12 protein-coding genes and 1 pseudogene are annotated in these 16895 nt (G+C 60.8%); 10 read left to right on the top strand and 3 right to left on the bottom strand.

Going from position 1 to position 16895, the window contains the following annotated elements; genetic code table 11:
* Positions 1-84: 84 nt before the first annotated feature.
* From AC1DIH_RS02535 to AC1DIH_RS02520, 4 genes are all read left to right on the top strand, one after another.
* Positions 85-3678: a DUF2339 domain-containing protein gene (locus AC1DIH_RS02535; RefSeq protein WP_477770474.1), complete on the top strand. Its 3594-nt coding sequence runs from the start codon at positions 85-87 to the stop codon at positions 3676-3678.
* Complete coding sequence (locus AC1DIH_RS02530; RefSeq protein ID WP_477770473.1) at positions 3675-5039, top strand: DUF3999 domain-containing protein; 1365 nt, start codon at positions 3675-3677, stop codon at positions 5037-5039. Before AC1DIH_RS02535 ends, AC1DIH_RS02530 begins: the two co-directional genes overlap by 4 nt.
* Positions 5040-5310: 271 nt before the next feature.
* A complete protein-coding gene (locus AC1DIH_RS02525) occupies positions 5311-6321 on the top strand; it encodes a class 1 fructose-bisphosphatase (protein WP_427529213.1) in 1011 nt (336 codons plus the stop codon).
* Between the two features lie 3 nt (positions 6322-6324).
* On the top strand, positions 6325-6927 hold the full coding sequence (locus tag AC1DIH_RS02520; protein ID WP_477770472.1) for a DUF924 family protein: 603 nt from the start codon (positions 6325-6327) through the stop codon (positions 6925-6927).
* Positions 6928-7033: 106 nt separating this feature from the next.
* On the opposite strand, the gene AC1DIH_RS02515 is transcribed toward AC1DIH_RS02520, so the two are convergent.
* Both AC1DIH_RS02515 and AC1DIH_RS02510 read right to left on the bottom strand, forming a co-directional pair.
* Entirely contained in the window at positions 7034-7798 is a 765-nt protein-coding gene (locus tag AC1DIH_RS02515; protein ID WP_477770527.1) for a methyl-accepting chemotaxis protein, read from the bottom strand.
* A gap of 93 nt (positions 7799-7891) precedes the next feature.
* Positions 7892-8914, bottom strand: a pseudogene (locus AC1DIH_RS02510) (HAMP domain-containing protein); the annotation flags it as partial.
* Positions 8915-9207: 293 nt separating this feature from the next.
* Between AC1DIH_RS02510 and AC1DIH_RS02505 the strand changes: the two are divergent.
* The gene (locus AC1DIH_RS02505) at positions 9208-9462 is read left to right on the top strand and encodes a hypothetical protein (protein ID WP_054595181.1); all 255 of its coding nucleotides are present in this window, start codon (positions 9208-9210) and stop codon (positions 9460-9462) included.
* 31 nt (positions 9463-9493) lie between these two features.
* A complete protein-coding gene (locus AC1DIH_RS02500) occupies positions 9494-10063 on the top strand; it encodes a lipocalin family protein (protein WP_477770471.1) in 570 nt (189 codons plus the stop codon).
* A gap of 119 nt (positions 10064-10182) precedes the next feature.
* On the opposite strand, the gene AC1DIH_RS02495 is transcribed toward AC1DIH_RS02500, so the two are convergent.
* Positions 10183-11547: a formimidoylglutamate deiminase gene (locus AC1DIH_RS02495; protein WP_477770470.1), complete on the bottom strand. Its 1365-nt coding sequence runs from the start codon at positions 11545-11547 to the stop codon at positions 10183-10185.
* A 187-nt stretch (positions 11548-11734) separates the two neighbouring features.
* Here AC1DIH_RS02495 and hutC point away from each other — a divergent pair, with 187 nt between their 5' ends.
* The 4 genes from hutC (at position 11735) to AC1DIH_RS02475 (ending at position 16799) form a co-directional block, all read left to right on the top strand.
* A complete protein-coding gene (hutC, locus tag AC1DIH_RS02490; protein WP_232252242.1) occupies positions 11735-12403 on the top strand; it encodes a histidine utilization repressor in 669 nt (222 codons plus the stop codon).
* 40 nt (positions 12404-12443) lie between these two features.
* Positions 12444-13016: a HutD/Ves family protein gene (locus AC1DIH_RS02485; RefSeq protein ID WP_477770469.1), complete on the top strand. Its 573-nt coding sequence runs from the start codon at positions 12444-12446 to the stop codon at positions 13014-13016.
* 455 nt (positions 13017-13471) lie between these two features.
* Positions 13472-15160 carry a urocanate hydratase gene (hutU, locus tag AC1DIH_RS02480; protein WP_123423981.1) on the top strand — a complete coding sequence of 563 codons (1689 nt, stop codon included), beginning with the start codon at positions 13472-13474 and terminating at the stop codon, positions 15158-15160.
* Positions 15161-15332: 172 nt separating this feature from the next.
* Positions 15333-16799, top strand: a complete 1467-nt coding sequence (locus tag AC1DIH_RS02475; RefSeq protein ID WP_477770468.1) for a purine-cytosine permease family protein — start codon at positions 15333-15335, stop codon at positions 16797-16799.
* Positions 16800-16895: the final 96 nt, after the last annotated feature.

Raw genomic sequence — 16895 nt, 5'->3', positions numbered from 1 at the left:
TGTGGGAGCTGTTTCACACTAGACTGAACCAGACGCTGTTGGGCCCGGACTCGCCCGGCAATGGGCCGCTTAGGGATATCGACCATGCAATGGATGTTCATGCTGATAGGGATGGTGCTGGGCTGGGTGCTCGATGAGTCATTCAGCGATGCGCTGATTGGCGCGTTGATCGGCCTGGGGATGGGGCAGGCGATTGTGCTCAGGCGCCTGAATTCACAAACGGACGAACAGCGTCGCCAACTGGAGCAGGCGCAGGTCGCCCTCGGCGCGGTCGAGCAACGGCTGGCGCTACTCGAAACCCATGGCGTCCAGTCAACTTCGGTCCCTGAGTCGACAACGGCCAGCGAGCCGACTATTTCTCCTGATATCGTCTTCGATCAAGCGCCTGAGCCTGGCCCGGCGCCGTTGTCTGCCGCGCAGGAACTGGTTTGGGAATTGCCGCCCGAATTCGAACCGGTACACGCGAGCATCACCCCTGAGCCTGCCGATCTCTGGGCCCCGCAACCCAGCGAACCACCACAACCGGCCGAACCCCGTGGTCCGAATCTGATCGAGCGCGGTATTACCGCCGCACGCAATTGGCTGTTCGGTGGCAACACCGTACTGCGGGTCGGCGTGGTGCTGTTGTTCTTCGGTTTGGCGTTTTTGCTGCGCTATGCCACCGAAGGCATGGTGGTGCCGATTGAGTTGCGTTACGCCGGGGTCGCTGCGGCCGCGTTGGCTTTGCTGGGTCTGGGTTGGTGGTTGCGACTGCGCAACACCAACTACGCGTTGATCCTGCAGGGCACCGGCATTGCCGTGCTGTACCTGACGGTGTTCGCCGCCATGCGCTTGCACCCGTTGCTCGACCCGTCGGCGGCGTTGGGCTTGCTGGTGGCGGTGACGATCTTCTCGGCGATTCTGGCGATCACCCAGGACTCCCTCGCGCTGGCCTGCGCCGCGGCGTTGGGCGGGTTTGCCGCGCCGATCCTGACCTCCACCGGCGCCGGCAACCATGTCGCGCTGTTCAGCTACTTCGCCTTGCTCAACACCGGCATCCTCGCCATTGCCTGGTTCAAGGCCTGGCGCCCGCTGAACCTGATCGGCTTCGCGGGCACCTTCGGCATCGGTTTCGCCTGGGGCGTGCGTTCCTATACGCCGGAACTGCTGTGGAGCACCGAGCCGTTTCTGATTCTGTTCTTCCTCATGTACCTGGCGATCGGCTTGTTGTTCACCCGCCGCAAACTGCTCGAGATGACTGACGCGCCGGAGGATGACAGCCGTGACGCGCTGCTGCGCTGGTCGGCGCGCAAGGGCGACTACGTCGATGGCACGATGCTGTTCGGTCCGCCACTGGTGGGCTTTGGCATGCAGTTCGCGCTGATCCATCATTTTGAGTTCGCTGCCGCGTTCAGTGCGCTGGCGCTGGGCATCGTGTACATGGGCCTGGCGCGTTTTCTCAGCGGCGGTCGAGCCCTGCTGCTGGCGGAAACCTGCCTGGCGCTGGGGGTGATTTTCGCCAGCCTGGCGATTCCGCTGGGTCTGGATGCGCGTTGGACAGCGGCCGCCTGGGCAGTGGAGGGCGCGGGAATTTTCTGGCTTGGCTTGCGTCAGCATCGGCCGTTGGCGCGGGCTTTTGCCTTGCTGTTGCAGCTGGGTTCGGCGCTGGCGTTCCTCAGCAAACTGAGCCAGGGCGACAGCAGCCTGCTGGCTGGCTCACCGCTCGGTGCGCTGATGCTCGGCGTGGCGTTGCTGTTCAGTTTCTATCACTTGCGCAACGCTTCGCCTGAGCAAACCGCGGCCTGGGAACGCAAGGGCCTGCCGGTGTTGGCCTGTGCGGGGCTGACGTTCCTTTATCTGCTGGCGCCGTTGTTTTTCTTCACCCACGGCACCGCGATCAGCTGGGCGCTGGCCGGTTTGGTGACGTTGTTTGTCGGCTTGCGCCTGCAATCGCGGACCTTCCTGTTTACGGCGTTCGCGGTGCAACTGCTGGGCGGTGTGTTGTTCCTGCTGCGGCTGCAAGGCGCCAGCGGTGAGGAGGCGGCGGTGTTCAGTGCTGGCTGGAGCGGTTTGCTCACTGCCTCGTTGATTGGCCTGGCGTTGATCGGCGGGATGCTGTTCGCCGCCCGCGACGACATGGTGCGCAGTGACGCGCGGTTGCTGCGTGGGCTGTCGGTGGTGTTGCTGGCCGGGTTGGTGCTGATCAATCTGGCGGTGCTGTTTGTGTTGCCGTGGCAAACGGCAAGCGCGGTTTGGGCCGCCAGTGGCCTGTTGATCATCTGGCTGAGCCTGTACTTGCAGCAGCGGGTGAGTTTTGTCTTCGGCTTGTTGTTGCAGGTGATCGGCGGCGCGGCATTCCTCATCGCCGGTCCCGAACTGCTCGGGCCGCTCGCCAGCGAAGGTCTGCGGCCACTGGGCCACAGCGGTTTCTGGACGCCGATGGTGCTCGGGTTGGCGGCGATGGTCGGTGCCTGGCGCTTGCAGCTTGGCAATCATGCCAGTGCGTTCGATGCCTTGAGTTTGCAGCGCTTGTCCGAGTTGTTGCTGGTGTGGGGCGCCGCCTGGTGGGCGCTGGCGCTGATCAGCGAAGTGCTGCGGTTTGCACCGCTGAACCTGCAAGCCACGCTGTTGCTGGGCCTCGCAGCGCTGAGCGTTGCAGTGTGGACGTTGTTGTCCCGGCGACTGCAATGGCCGGCACTGGGCGTGCTCTGCACGTTGCTGATTCCAGCGGCGGCGCTGGTATTGGTCGCAGCCTGGCATTCGCGTTATCACCCGGCGGCGAATTTCGGCTGGCTGGCGTGGGCGATGGTGTTCGGGATGCATTTCATCTCGTTGCGCCGCTTGGCGCCGATGCTTCCCGCGCGAGTATCGAGCGCGGCTCACGTGGTAGGTTGCTGGCTGTTGATCGGCGTGTTGGAGCTGGAGCTGCGTTATGGCTTGCTGGTGTTGTCCGAGCAATACAACGCCTGGCGCTGGCTGGGTTGGGCGATCTTGCCGAGCCTGTATCTGGTGCTGATGGCCGCACCGCGCGCCTGGCCGTGGCCGGTATCGACGTATGCCCGCGAGTACCGCGTGTACGCCGCACTGCCGCTGGCGCTGTTGATGCTCGGCTGGTTCTGGCTGGCGAACATTGCCAGCGACGGCACCGCCGAACCGTTGCCTTATCTGCCGTTGCTCAACCCATTGGAAATCGGCTTGCTGTTTGCCTTGTTCGGCGTTTATGCCTGGTCGCGCAGTGCGGTCAGTTCATTGGCGATTCGTACCGATTACGCCGAGCACGCCACGCAAGTCGTGGCCGGGGTTTCGCTGTTCGCCTTCTTCACCGCGCTGGTGATGCGCAGCGCTCACCATTGGGGCGGCGTGCCGTTTGAGCTGGATGCCTTGCTGGAGTCGATGTTGGTGCAGGCGGGCTTGTCGATCGTCTGGACCCTGATTGCCCTGAGCCTGATGATCGGCGGGCATCTGCGCCATCGTCGGGAGGTCTGGCTGGTCGGCGCAGGGTTGATTGCGCTGGTGGTCGCCAAACTGGTCTTTGTCGAACTGAGTAACCGCGGCGGTCTGGCGCGGATCGTGTCGTTTATCGGTGTGGGCGTGTTGCTGCTGGTGGTGGGCTATTTCGCGCCGCTGCCGCCCAAACGCGCCGAACCAACGCCCGGGCCTGAGAAACCGGCCAATGAATCTGAAGGAGTGTCGTCTTGAATCGGAAGTGGTCGCTGGGCGTTGTTGGACTCTGTGTGGCGTTGTCGGCCACGGCTCAGGAAGCACCGGCAGACTTCACCACGCAGGTGCCGTTGAGCCTGAGCGGCGAGGGGCCGTGGTATCGCCTCGAATTGCCGCTGGCGGTGCAATTGAATGCGCGCCAGACCGACCTCAGCGACGTGCGGGTATTCAACGCAGCCGGTGAAGTGCAGGCCTATTCGCTGGCGCGGGAACAGGCGCAGAGCCGCGAAAGCCTGGTGGTGAATGACGTTAAGTGGTTCCCGATTTACGACTCGGCCTCTGCCGGCGAGGCGTTGCCAAGTGTGCGCGTGCAGTCGAATGCCAGCGGCACGCTGGTGGATGTCCAGCCATCGAATCCGCTCAAGGCTGGCAAAGAAGTACTGCGCGGCTGGTTGCTGGACGCCAGTGCGATCAAGGCGCCGTTGCAGCAGTTGATCCTCGACTGGAGCAGTGAACGCGACGGCTTCCAGCGTTTCAGCATCGAAGCCAGTGACGATTTGCAGCATTGGCAACCGTGGGGCGAAGGCCAGGTGGCGCGCCTGTCGTTTGCCGACGAACGGGTCGAGCAGCATGAAGTCGATTTGCCGGGGCAGAGCGCGCGTTATCTGCGCTTGCTGTGGAAAACCCCGCAGGTGGCGCCCGCGCTGACCTCGGCGCAACTGCAAAGCGCCAGTTCCAGCTACCTGCCGCAGCCGTTGGTCTGGTCCGAGCCGTTGGCCGGCAGCAGCACCAAGGCCGGTGAGTACACCTGGCAATTGCCGATGGGCTTGAGCGTGGAGCGCTTGCAGGTTGAGTTGAGCCAGGCCAACAGCCTGGCGCCGGTGACCCTGTCGGGGCGTCGCGAAAGCAGCTTGCCGTGGCAGCCCTTGAGCAGTGGTTTGCTCTATCGGCTGACGCAAAATGGTCAGGACGTGGTGCAGAACCAATTGCAGCTGCCTGGCCATGTGGTGCAGCAGTTGAAACTGACTGTCGATGAGCGCGGCGGCGGCTTGGGCGCACAGGCTCCGACAGTGCGCTATGCCGTGCGCTCGACCCGGGTGGTGTTCCTCGCTCGCGGGGCGGGGCCGTACACACTGGCGCTGGGCAGCGCGACGGTTAAAACGGCGAGCTTGCCGCTGTCGACGCTGATTCCCGATTACAGTCCCAAGCGTCTGGCGACGTTGGGCCAGGCCAAGGTCGATGGTGCGGCGGTGGTGACTTCGCCGGCGACAGCAGTGGTGCCGATTGTCCCGGGCATGAACTGGAAGAGGATCGGCTTGTGGGCGGTGCTCTTGCTAGGGGTAGCGGGGTTGGCGGGGATGGCGTTCAGTTTGCTGCGCAAGCCACCCGTCAAATCCTGAAAGTGGGTGCTTCGCACCCAATCGCGATCAGGCTCGCTCCCACAGGGTTTTCGCCGTCCTTGTGGGAGCGAGCCTGCTCGCGATAGCGGCCTGTGTGCCGGCAAAAAACCGCAATTTGCCGCTACTCCTCACGCCACAACCCTCCCGATTCCGACTACGCTCAACCTCGCGCATGAACTCTATTCAGTGAATCTCGTCTGATAGGAGGAATTGCGCACCGACTCGCGTTAAACTGCGCGGGTTTTTAGCCCCCATTCCTTCGGAGCCTTCCATGTCCCGCGTTACCTTGAGTCGCTATCTGATTGAGCAGACCCGTAGCAACAACACGCCTGCCGATCTGCGCTTTCTGATCGAAGTAGTGGCGCGTGCTTGCAAGGAAATCAGCCACGCCGTTTCCAAAGGCGCCCTGGGCGGCGTTCTGGGCAGCATGGGCACTGAAAACGTGCAAGGCGAAGTCCAGAAGAAACTCGACGTAATCTCCAACGAGATCCTGCTCGAAGCCAACGAATGGGGCGGTCACCTGGCCGGCATGGCGTCCGAAGAAATGGACAACGCCTACCAGATCCCGGGCAAATACCCGAAAGGCGCGTACCTGCTGGTATTCGACCCGCTGGACGGTTCGTCGAACATCGATATCAACGCGCCGGTCGGTACGATCTTCTCGGTGCTGCGTTGCCCGAACGAATACCTGAGCCAGAACGAACCCTTGAATGAAAAGGCGTTCCTGCAGCCAGGCACCCAACAGGTCGCCGCCGGTTATGCCATCTACGGTCCGCAAACCATGCTGGTGCTGACCCTGGGTGATGGCGTGAAAGGCTTTACCCTGGACCGTGAAATGGGCAGCTTCGTGCTGACCCATGAAGACATCAAGATCCCGACCTCCACTCAGGAATTCGCGATCAACATGTCCAACGAGCGTCACTGGGAAGCGCCGGTACAGCGCTACGTGAGCGAGTTGCTGGCAGGTGAAACCGGTCCGCTGAAAAAGAACTACAACATGCGCTGGGTCGCCGCGATGGTGGCCGACGTACACCGCATCCTGACCCGTGGTGGCCTGTTCATGTACCCACGTGACAGCCGCGAGCCGTCCAAGCCGGGCAAACTGCGCTTGATGTACGAAGCCAACCCGATGTCGTTCCTGGTTGAACAGGCCGGCGGCGCGTCCACTGACGGTCACCAGCGCATTCTCGACATCAAGCCTGAAGGCCTGCACCAGCGTGTAGCGGTGTTCCTGGGCTCGAAAGAAGAAGTCGAACGCGCCACGGCTTACCACAAGGAATAAACCATGACTGCGCCCTGGCAGCCGTTGCTCGAATGGTGGTTCGGTTCAGCCGAAGCACCTGATGACGTAGCGGCTGACAAGGGCAAGTTATGGTTCGGTAAGCGTGACAGCCAGGACCTCGAAGCGCGCACGCGTTTCGGGGATCTGGTGGAACAGGCACTGGCCGGCGGATTGACCGAGTGGACGCAATGTCCCGAAGGTTGGCTGGCCCTGGTGTTGTTACTCGATCAGTTACCGCGAATGATCTTTCGCGAAACCCCCAAATCCTTTGCCGGCGACCTGAGAGCCCAGACGCTGGTGGCGCAAGGCATTGCCGCGGATTTCGATCGGCAACTGCGGCCTATCCAGCGGGTGTTCATCTACCTGGTGTTCGAGCATTGCGAGCACCTGGCAGTGCAGAACGAAGCCGTCTCACGCTTTGTCGACTTGCTGGCTGAGCAACCCGAGGCGGATCGTGCGGTGTTTGCCGATAACCTCGATTATGCCGAACGGCATCAGAAGATCATCGCAAGGTTTGGACGCTTTCCCCATCGCAATGCGGTGTTGGGAAGGGAGTCTACGGCTGAGGAGCTGGAGTTTCTTGCAGGGCCTGGGTCTCGGTTCTAGCTATTCGTTGTTGCTGATACCGCCATCGCGAGCAGGCTCGCTCCCACAGGGATTTCGCCGTCCTTGTGGGAGCGAGCCTGCTCGCGATGGGGCCTTCAAGGGCGTGTCAGATCCTGAAACTCCCCACCAACTGCTTCAGCCGCGCCGCTTGTTGCTCAAGATCGGCACACGCGCGCAAGGTCGATTGCAGGTTTTCCACGCCTTCCTGGTTCAGGGTGTTGATCTCGGTGATATCGACGTTGATCGACTCAACCACGGCGGTTTGCTCTTCGGTGGCGGTGGCCACCGACTGGTTCATGCCGTCGATTTCGCCGATGCGCTGGGTCACGCTGCCCAGGCGCTCGCCGGCCTGATTGGCGATGCCGACGCTGCTTTCGCTCTGGCGCTGACTGTCGGTCATGATGGCGACTGCCTCACGGGCGCCGACTTGCAGCTCTTCAATCATCGTCTGCACTTGTTGCGCCGAGTCCTGGGTGCGATGCGCCAGGTTGCGCACTTCGTCGGCAACCACCGCGAAACCACGTCCGGCTTCGCCAGCCCGCGCCGCTTCAATCGCGGCGTTGAGGGCCAGCAGGTTGGTCTGCTGCGAGATGCTGGTGATGACTTCGAGAATCTGCCCGATGTTCACTGTGTTGCTGTTCAGCGTTTCGATATTGCCGCACGAGTCGCTGATTTTCGCCGACAACTGCTGCATCGCCGCGATGGTTTTATCCACCACTTGCTGGCCTTCTTCAGCCAGGCTGCGGGCATCGCTGGAGTGTTGCGAGGCGAGGGCGGCGTTCTGGGCGATTTCCTGGGCGGCGGCGCCAAGCTGGTTGATCGCCGCAGCCACGCTGCTGGTGCGCGAGGCTTGCTGGTCGGAATTGAACATCGACGAGTTGGAAGCGCTGACGACACGCAGGGCGACTTCGTTGACTTGGCCGGTGGCCGACGACACTTCGCGGATCGAGGTGTGAATACGTTCGACGAAGCGGTTGAACGAAGTGCCTAGCGCACCGAATTCGTCCTGGCCATGAATCGTCAGGCGTTTGGTCAGGTCGCCTTCACCTTCGGCGATGTCATGCATGGCACGGCCCATGGTCAGCAACGGCTGCATCAGGACGCGGATCAGCATGCCGAGCAGCGCGATGATGATCACCACGGCAATCACCATGGCGATGATCGCCGAGGTGCGGAATTCGCTGAGCATCGAGAATGCGGTGTCCTGGTCGAGCACCAGCGCCACGTACCAATCGGCCGACGGCACGCCATTGACGTGGGTGAACGAGATGAACTGGGTCTTGCCGTCCACCTCGACTTCCTTCATGCCGGGGCTGACCTTCGGCGCGCCGGTGGGATAGGCCTCGGTGAGGCTTTTGAGCACCAGTTTGCTGTCCGGGTGAATCAGGATCTTGCCATCGGCGCTGACAATGAATGCGTGACCGTGGCCACCGAAGTTCAGCGAGTTGATGATCGCGCTGATGCTGCTCAGGTCGATGTCTGCACCGGCGACGCCGATCATCTGGTTCTGATGCTGCACCGGGGTAGCGACGGTGATCACCAGCTTGCCCGAAGAGGCGGCGATGTACGGTTCGGTAACGATGGTCTGCTGTGCACTGTTGGCGGCTTTGTACCAGCCGCGGGCGCGTGGGTCGTAGTCCGCCGCGCGATTGCCGGCCGGCACCGAGAACATCACGCCATCGGCACCGCCGAAGTAGCTCAACTGAAAGTTGCTGGTGTAGGCCGGCAGACCGACTGCACGTTTCAGGCTGTCCGGCGCCGGGCCGTCGACGGCCACTTGCTGGGCCAGCGATTGCAACAACTGGATGCGGCTTTCCAGCCAGGTCTGAATGTTGCTGGTGGTCAGGCTGCCGAGTTCCTGCATCGAGGACTCGGTGCTGCTGCGCAGGGTTTGGCGCTGACGGTAGTCGTTGAACAGAATGAAACAGGCGAACGCTACCGCGACCACAAGGGCAGCAGCGAGCAGGATCTTGTGGCTGAACTTCATGTTTCTGGTCATTTAAGGCGCTACCGCGGGAGGACTGATCAACGAGGAGCGTCAAATTGCCACAGGGCAGGCTTGGCGCTGCTTCTATGTCGACAGGGAAGCGCCAAAGATTAGGCGCGTTTTACGAAAACCGACGAAATACCGATCAGCGCAAAAAAATGCCTGATTTTGGTGCGAAATGTCGATTTTACCCTTCAAGAAATACCCGGTACCGGTGGGAACCAGAAGGGGGTTTTCTCTTCTAAGCTTCTGGTTGGCAGCCATGCCTTCCCCTTTTTACCAGGAGTTACACCATGTCGCTGCGATCTATCGCCTTGTTGTCTTTTTGCGTGCTGTTGGCTGCGTGCAGCAAGATCAACCAGGAAAACTATTCGAAACTGTCGACGGGCATGCCCAAGGCCGAGGTCGAAGCGTTGTTGGGTAAACCTGCCGATTGTTCAGGCGCGTTGGGCATGTCCAGCTGTACCTGGGGCGACAAGAACAGCTTTATCAGCGTGCAGTACGCCGGTGACAAAGTGCTGATGTTTTCCGGGCAAGGCCTGAAGTAAACCGGGGCCAAACGCCCACGGGAGAAAAATAATGATGCGGTTAGTAATAGCTCTTTTGGCCGGTCTGTTGTTGGTCGGCTGCGCCACTTCTGGCGATGATTCGCTGGCCCCGAAAACGGCCAATAGCGTCAACCTCAAGCGTTACCAGGGTAAATGGTACGAGTTGGCTCGCATGCCGATGTACTTCCAGCGTAACTGCGCGCAATCCGAAGCCCATTACACCCTCAAGAACGACGGCGAAATGGAAGTGCTGAACCGTTGCCTGACCCCCGAGTGGAAATGGGAAGAGGCCAAGGGCACGGCAACGCCACAGATTCCCGGCAAGAACGACAAGCTGTGGGTGAACTTCGATAACTGGTTTACCCGGTTGTTGCCAGGCATGAGCAAGGGCAATTACTGGGTGTTGTATGTCAGCGATGACTACCAGACCGCAATTGTCGGTAGCCCCAATCGGCGCAACCTGTGGTTGCTGTCGCGCAAGCAGGAAGTCAACGCCGATACCCGCGAGGAACTGCTGAGCAGGGCGCGTCAGCAGGGGTACGACACCACACGCCTGATCTGGCGGGTGTCGGACACCAAAATGGCCCAGACCTCGAAGTAACAGCCACCGCATACCCCATGTGGGAGCGGGCTTGCTCGCGATAACGATCGATCAGTAAACACAATTGCTGAATGTGTTGCCGTCATCGCGAGCAGGCTCGCTCCCACAGGTTTGTTGCATCAGCCCAAGAGGTCGCGCAGCACTTGGGTGAACGCGCGGTTACTGTCTTCTTCGCCAGCGTGATGCCCGTCGCGTACCACCCACTTGCCGTTCACCAGCACGTCACGCACCTGACGATCGCCACCGGCAAACAGCCAGCGGTTCAGAATCCCGTCGCCACTGGCGGTTGCCAGGTAAGGGTCGTTGCCGTCGAGCACCAGCCAGTCGGCGCGTTTGCCGACTTCCAATGCGCCAATCGGCTGGCCCAGCGCCTGTGCGCCTCCGTCGAGTGCGGCGTCGTACAGGGTGCGCCCGACCATTGGCTGATCGGCGCCATACAAGCGGTTACGTCGCTGATCGCGCAGGCGCTGGCCGTATTCCAGCCAGCGCAGTTCTTCCACCACGCTCAGCGACACATGGCTGTCAGAGCCAATGCCCATGCGCCCGCCTTGGGCGAGGAAGTCCACGGCCGGGAAAATCCCGTCGCCCAGGTTGGCCTCGGTGGTCAGGCACAGGCCGGCGATGGCGCGACTCTTGGCCATCAGACTGACTTCTTCCGGGTTGGCGTGGGTTGCGTGGACCAGGCACCAGCGCTGATCGACATCGGTATTTTCATACAGCCATTGCAGCGGACGGCGACCGCTCCAGGTCAGGCAGTCGTCGACTTCCTTTTGCTGCTCGGCGATGTGGATGTGCACCGGGCAGTGTTTATCGCTGGCTGCCAGCACTTCGCTGATCTGCTGCGGGGTGACCGCACGCAACGAGTGGAAGCACAGGCCCAGTTGTTGCGCCGGTTGCTGCGCCAGCAGCGGCTGCAGGCGGGCTTGTAGCTTCAGGTAGTTTTCGGTGCTGTTGATGAAGCGTCGCTGGCCTTCATTGGGCGCCAGACCACCGAAACCGGAGTGGCTGTAGAGCACGGGCAGCAAGGTCAGGCCGATGCCGGACGCGCTGGCGGCCTGACTGATTTGCAATGACAGCTCGGCCGGATCCGCATACGGATGACCAGTGTGGTCGTGGTGCACGTAATGAAATTCGGCGACCGAGGTGTAACCGGCCTTGAGCATTTCGATGTAGAGCTGGCGGGCGATGATCCCGAGTTGTTCCGGACTGATTTTTCCGACGAGGCGATACATCAGATCGCGCCAGGTCCAGAAACTGTCGTTCGGATTACCCGCCACTTCGGCCAGTCCGGCCATCGCCCGCTGGAAGGCGTGGGAGTGCAGATTCGGCATGCCCGGCAGCAGCGGACCGCTCAGCCGTTCGGCGCCTTCAGCGCTGGCATCGGCCTGGATGTGGGTCAGCAGGCCATCGGCGCTGACCTCAAGACGTACATTGTTGGCCCATCCACTAGGCAAAAGCGCGCGTTCGGCAAAGAAGGCGGACATGGTTCAGTACCCCATCGTGTGTTATTTGTATATACATATACAGACGTTTGCCTGCTCGGTAAACTCCGGCAAGCTAGTGACTTTTATCAACGAACAAGGATTTCCTGTGCCGACTCCGCCTGTAGTTTCACCGCTGAGTGCCAATCTGGGCGACAGTCCGGCGCCCTTGTACGCTCGCGTCAAACAGATGATCACCCAGCAAATCGACAGTGGAAACTGGCCGCCGCATTACCGCGTGCCGTCGGAAAGCGAGCTGGTCAGTCAGTTGGGTTTCAGCCGCATGACCATCAATCGCGCCCTGCGCGAGATGACGGCTGACGGCCTGTTGGTGCGCATGCAGGGCGTCGGTACCTTTGTCGCCGAACCCAAGAGCCAGTCCGCGTTGTTCGAAGTGCATAACATTGCCGACGAAATCGCCTCCCGTGGCCATCGCCACACGTGCAAGGTCATCACGCTGGAAGAAGAGGCCGCCGGTTCCGAGCGCGCACTGGCGCTGGACATGCGCGAAGGGCAGAAGGTCTTCCACTCGCTGATCGTGCATTTCGAGAACGATATTCCCGTGCAAATCGAGGACCGTTTCGTCAACGCCCTGGTCGCGCCGGAATACCTCAAGCAAGACTTCACCCTGCAAACGCCATACGCCTATCTGAATCAGGTCGCACCTTTGACCGAAGGCGAGCACGTGGTCGAAGCGATTCTTGCCGAGCCCTCCGAATGCAAATTGCTGCAGATCGAAAAAGGCGAGCCGTGCCTGCTGATCCGCCGTCGGACCTGGTCCGGGCGTCAGCCCGTGACAGCCGCTCGTCTGATCCACCCCGGTTCCCGCCATCGTCTGGAAGGGCGGTTCCACAAATAAAGAGCCACAAATAAAGAGCCATAAATAATAAGAGGCCCAAATGAGTCAGTTGAACGTTTTGCGCGCGGCGAATTATCCGCGCATGCCGTGGAAAAACGGCGGCGGCAGCACCGAAGAAATCACCCGTGATGCAGGCACCGGCCTGGATGGCTTTGGCTGGCGCCTGTCGATTGCCGATATCGGTGAGTCGGGCGGGTTCTCGACCTTTGCAGGCTACGAGCGGGTCATCACCGTGCTGCAGGGCGAAGGCATGACCTTGACGGTCGACGGCCAGAACACGCGGCCCCTGTTACCGCTGGACCCGTTTGCGTTCAGTGGCGAAAGCCATGTTTCCTGCACCCTGCTTGGCGGTGCGATCCGCGACTTCAACCTGATTTATGCGCCGAATCGCTACCAGGCGCGGTTGCAGTGGTTGGCGGGCGAGCAACGGTTTTTCAGTTCTGCCGGAACGTTGCTGGTATTCAGCGTGGCTGATGCGCTTGAAGTGCGAATCGATGGCAATGCGGCCCAAGTGCTGGGTCGTCATGATTGCCTGCAACTGAACGGTAACACCGGGCTGCTGGATGTTTCCGTCAACGGCCAGTGCTGCGTGATTGAACTGACAGCACTCTGATTCAACCTCCTTAAAAAGATCGCAGCCTGCGGCAGCTTCTACGGAACAGGTTATTCCTGCGTAGGAGCTGCCGCAGGCTGCGATCTTTTGCTTTTCGGCTCCCTGAAATCCGTTTCCCTGTGCGCACCCATTTGTTACCGAACGCCCCAGCGTGGCGCAAAGCCTTGCTCAGGTAACAACTGTCACTCTTCGAAAAAATCCTTCCCCAAAAATTTAGACCCCCGTCAAACCCTTGTCCCAAGGGCTTTTCAGCCAGATTTAAAACTTTATTGAGCACTCACCTGGCAAGTTGGCCGCTTGATTGCATATGCTTGTATGTACAAGTAAAGACGTATGTGTATGAGTCACGAAGACTCGACCATCGTCCACTGATTCGCCGGTGTGCACCGTTTGCACATTGGCTTGCTCGCCCACTGCCTGGGCTGGTTTGGATTGATTGCTGAGGAGTTTTTTTCGTGACTGACAATACCCAGAAACCAACGAAATACCGTGACGTTGAAATCCGTGCTGCCCGCGGCAACAAGCTGACCGCCAAAAGCTGGCTGACCGAAGCGCCGCTGCGCATGTTGATGAACAACCTCGACCCGGAAGTTGCCGAGAACCCTAAAGAACTGGTGGTTTACGGCGGTATCGGTCGCGCGGCGCGTAACTGGGAATGCTACGACAAGATCGTCGAGAGCCTGACCAACCTGAATGACGACGAGACCCTGCTGGTGCAATCCGGCAAGCCGGTCGGCGTCTTCAAGACTCACAGCAACGCCCCGCGCGTGCTGATCGCCAACTCCAACCTGGTGCCACACTGGGCGAGCTGGGAGCACTTCAACGAACTGGACGCCAAAGGCCTGGCCATGTACGGCCAGATGACTGCCGGCAGCTGGATCTACATCGGCAGCCAGGGCATCGTTCAGGGCACCTACGAAACGTTCGTTGAAGCCGGTCGCCAGCACTACAACGACAACCTCACCGGTCGCTGGGTCCTGACCGCCGGTCTGGGCGGCATGGGTGGCGCTCAACCACTGGCCGCTACCCTGGCCGGCGCGTGCTCGCTGAACATCGAATGCCAACAAGTGAGCATCGATTTCCGCCTGAAAAGCCGTTACGTCGACGAGCAGGCCAAAGACCTCGACGACGCACTGGCGCGCATCGCCAAATACACCAAAGAAGGCAAAGCGATTTCCATCGCCCTGCTGGGTAACGCGGCAGAAATCCTGCCGGAATTGGTCCGTCGCGGTGTGCGTCCGGACATGGTCACCGACCAGACCAGCGCCCACGATCCGCTCAACGGTTACCTGCCAGCCGGTTGGACCTGGGAAGAGTACCGCGCTCGCGCCAAGACCGAGCCGGCTGCCGTGATCAAAGCCGCCAAGCAATCGATGGCCGTGCACGTCAAAGCGATGCTCGACTTCCAGAAGCAAGGCATCCCGACGTTCGACTACGGCAACAACATCCGTCAGATGGCGCAAGAAGAAGGCGTCGAGAACGCGTTCGACTTCCCGGGCTTCGTACCGGCCTACATCCGTCCGCTGTTCTGCCGCGGTATCGGTCCGTTCCGTTGGGCTGCGCTGTCGGGCAACGCTGAAGACATCTACAAAACCGACGCCAAGGTCAAAGAGCTGATCCCGGACGACGCCCACCTGCACAACTGGCTGGACATGGCGCGCGAGCGCATCAGCTTCCAGGGTCTGCCGGCGCGTATCTGCTGGGTTGGCCTGGGTCTGCGCGCCAAGCTGGGCCTGGCGTTCAACGAAATGGTCCGCAGCGGCGAGCTGTCGGCACCAATCGTGATCGGCCGCGACCACCTGGACTCCGGTTCGGTGTCGAGCCCTAACCGCGAAACCGAATCCATGCAGGACGGTTCCGATGCCGTGTCCGACTGGCCACTGCTCAACGCTCTGCTGAACACCGCGAGCGGCGCGACCTGGGTTTCCCTGCACCACGGCGGCGGCGTCGGCATGGGCTTCTCCCAGCACTCGGGCATGGTGATTGTCTGCGACGGTACTGACGAAGCGGCCGAGCGTATCGCTCGCGTGCTGCACAACGACCCGGCCACCGGTGTCATGCGTCACGCCGATGCCGGTTACCAGATCGCTATCGACTGTGCCAAGGAGCAGGGCCTGAACCTGCCGATGATCACCGGTAAATAACGCAACACCTGTAGGCGCAGGAGCTTTTGGTGGGAGCGAGCCTGCTCGCGATGAGGCCAGCACATTCAACATCGTTGTTGACTGACAAACCGCTATCGCGAGCAGGCTCGCTTCCACAAAAGCCAACACACCAACACCTGGTATACCCATAACAATCCACAGAGGTTGACCCATGGCTAATGATGATCGTGCACGCAGTAAACCGTTGATCGAGAAACGTTCGATCGACTACATCCCGGAAGCGGAAAGACACGGTCGTCTATTGAGTCAGTTCACCCTGTGGTTGGGTGCCAACCTGCAAATCACCGCGATTGTGACGGGTGCTTTGGCGGTGGTACTGGGCGGGGATGTGTTCTGGTCGTTGATCGGTTTGCTGATCGGCCAATTGCTCGGCGGTGGCGTCATGGCGCTGCACGCAGCCCAGGGCCCGCAACTCGGCTTGCCGCAAATGATCTCCAGCCGCGTGCAGTTTGGCGTGTATGGGGCGGTGATTCCGCTGGTGCTGGTGTGCCTGATGTACATCGGCTTCTCGGCCAGCGGCTCCTTGCTGGCGGGGCAGGCGGTCGCGCAGTTGCTGCACGTCGAAGACTGGGTCGGTATCACGCTGTTCGCAGGCTCGATCATGGTCTTCACCATCTTCGGCTATCGGGTGATTCACGGCATCGGCCGGGTCGCCAGTGTGCTGGGCGTGGTGGCGTTCATCTACCTGTTCTACAAACTGCTGGCCGGTAACGACATCGGCGCATTGCTGGGCAACAAGCACTTCTCGGTGGCGAGTTTCCTGCTGGCGGTGTCGCTGTCGGCGTCCTGGCAGATCGCGTTCGGCCCTTATGTGGCGGACTATTCGCGTTACCTGCCGCGCAGCACCTCTGCGTCGAAAACCTTCTGGGCCGTTGGCCTGGGTTCGGTGATCGGTGCACAGGCGTCGATGGTCTTCGGTGTGTTCGCCGCAGCCCTGGCCGGTTCGCAGTTCGCTCACCACGAAGTGTCGTTCATCGTCAGCCTGGGCGGTACCGGGATTGTCGCGGCGCTGCTGTACTTCGCCGTGGCTTTCGGCAAAGTCACCGTGACCACGTTGAACGCCTACGGCAGCTTCATGTCGATCGCGACGATCATCAGCGGCTTCCGTGGCAGCCGCCACATTGGAAGCGGCGTACGCCTGCTGTACATCTTCATCATGGTGTCGCTTGCCGCGGCTCTGGCATTGCTCGGCAAGGACTCGTTCCTCAAGGAATTCTCCGCGTTCATCCTGTTCCTGCTGGCGTTCTTCACGCCGTGGAGCGCGATCAACCTGGTGGACTTCTACTGCATCACCAAAGAACGCTATGACATCCCGGCACTGTCCAACCCCGAGGGTCGCTACGGTCGCTGGAACATCATGGGCATCAGCATTTACGTGTTCGGCGTGTTGATTCAAATGCCGTTCATTTCCACCCACTTCTACACCGGCCCTCTGGTCGCGAGCCTCGGTGATACCGACATCTCGTGGATCATCGGTCTGGTGGTCCCGGCAGCGATGTACTACGTCGCCGCCAAGAAGTGGCATAGCGCGGTACCTGATCGGCTGATACTGCCGGCAGAGCAGGACGAGGCTGTAAAAGTGAAAACAAGCGGGGCGGATCGCGTTGCAGCAATCTGACTGGACGAAACTGGCGAAGATCTTCGTGAAGGCACATCCTGAGATCTGGCAGTTGCGGGTTACCACCGACGCTGCCAGGAAAATCAACGCGGAACT

Source organism: Pseudomonas sp. 05N36, from assembly GCF_056397385.1.
This window is presented reverse-complemented; position numbering and strand designations above follow the sequence as displayed.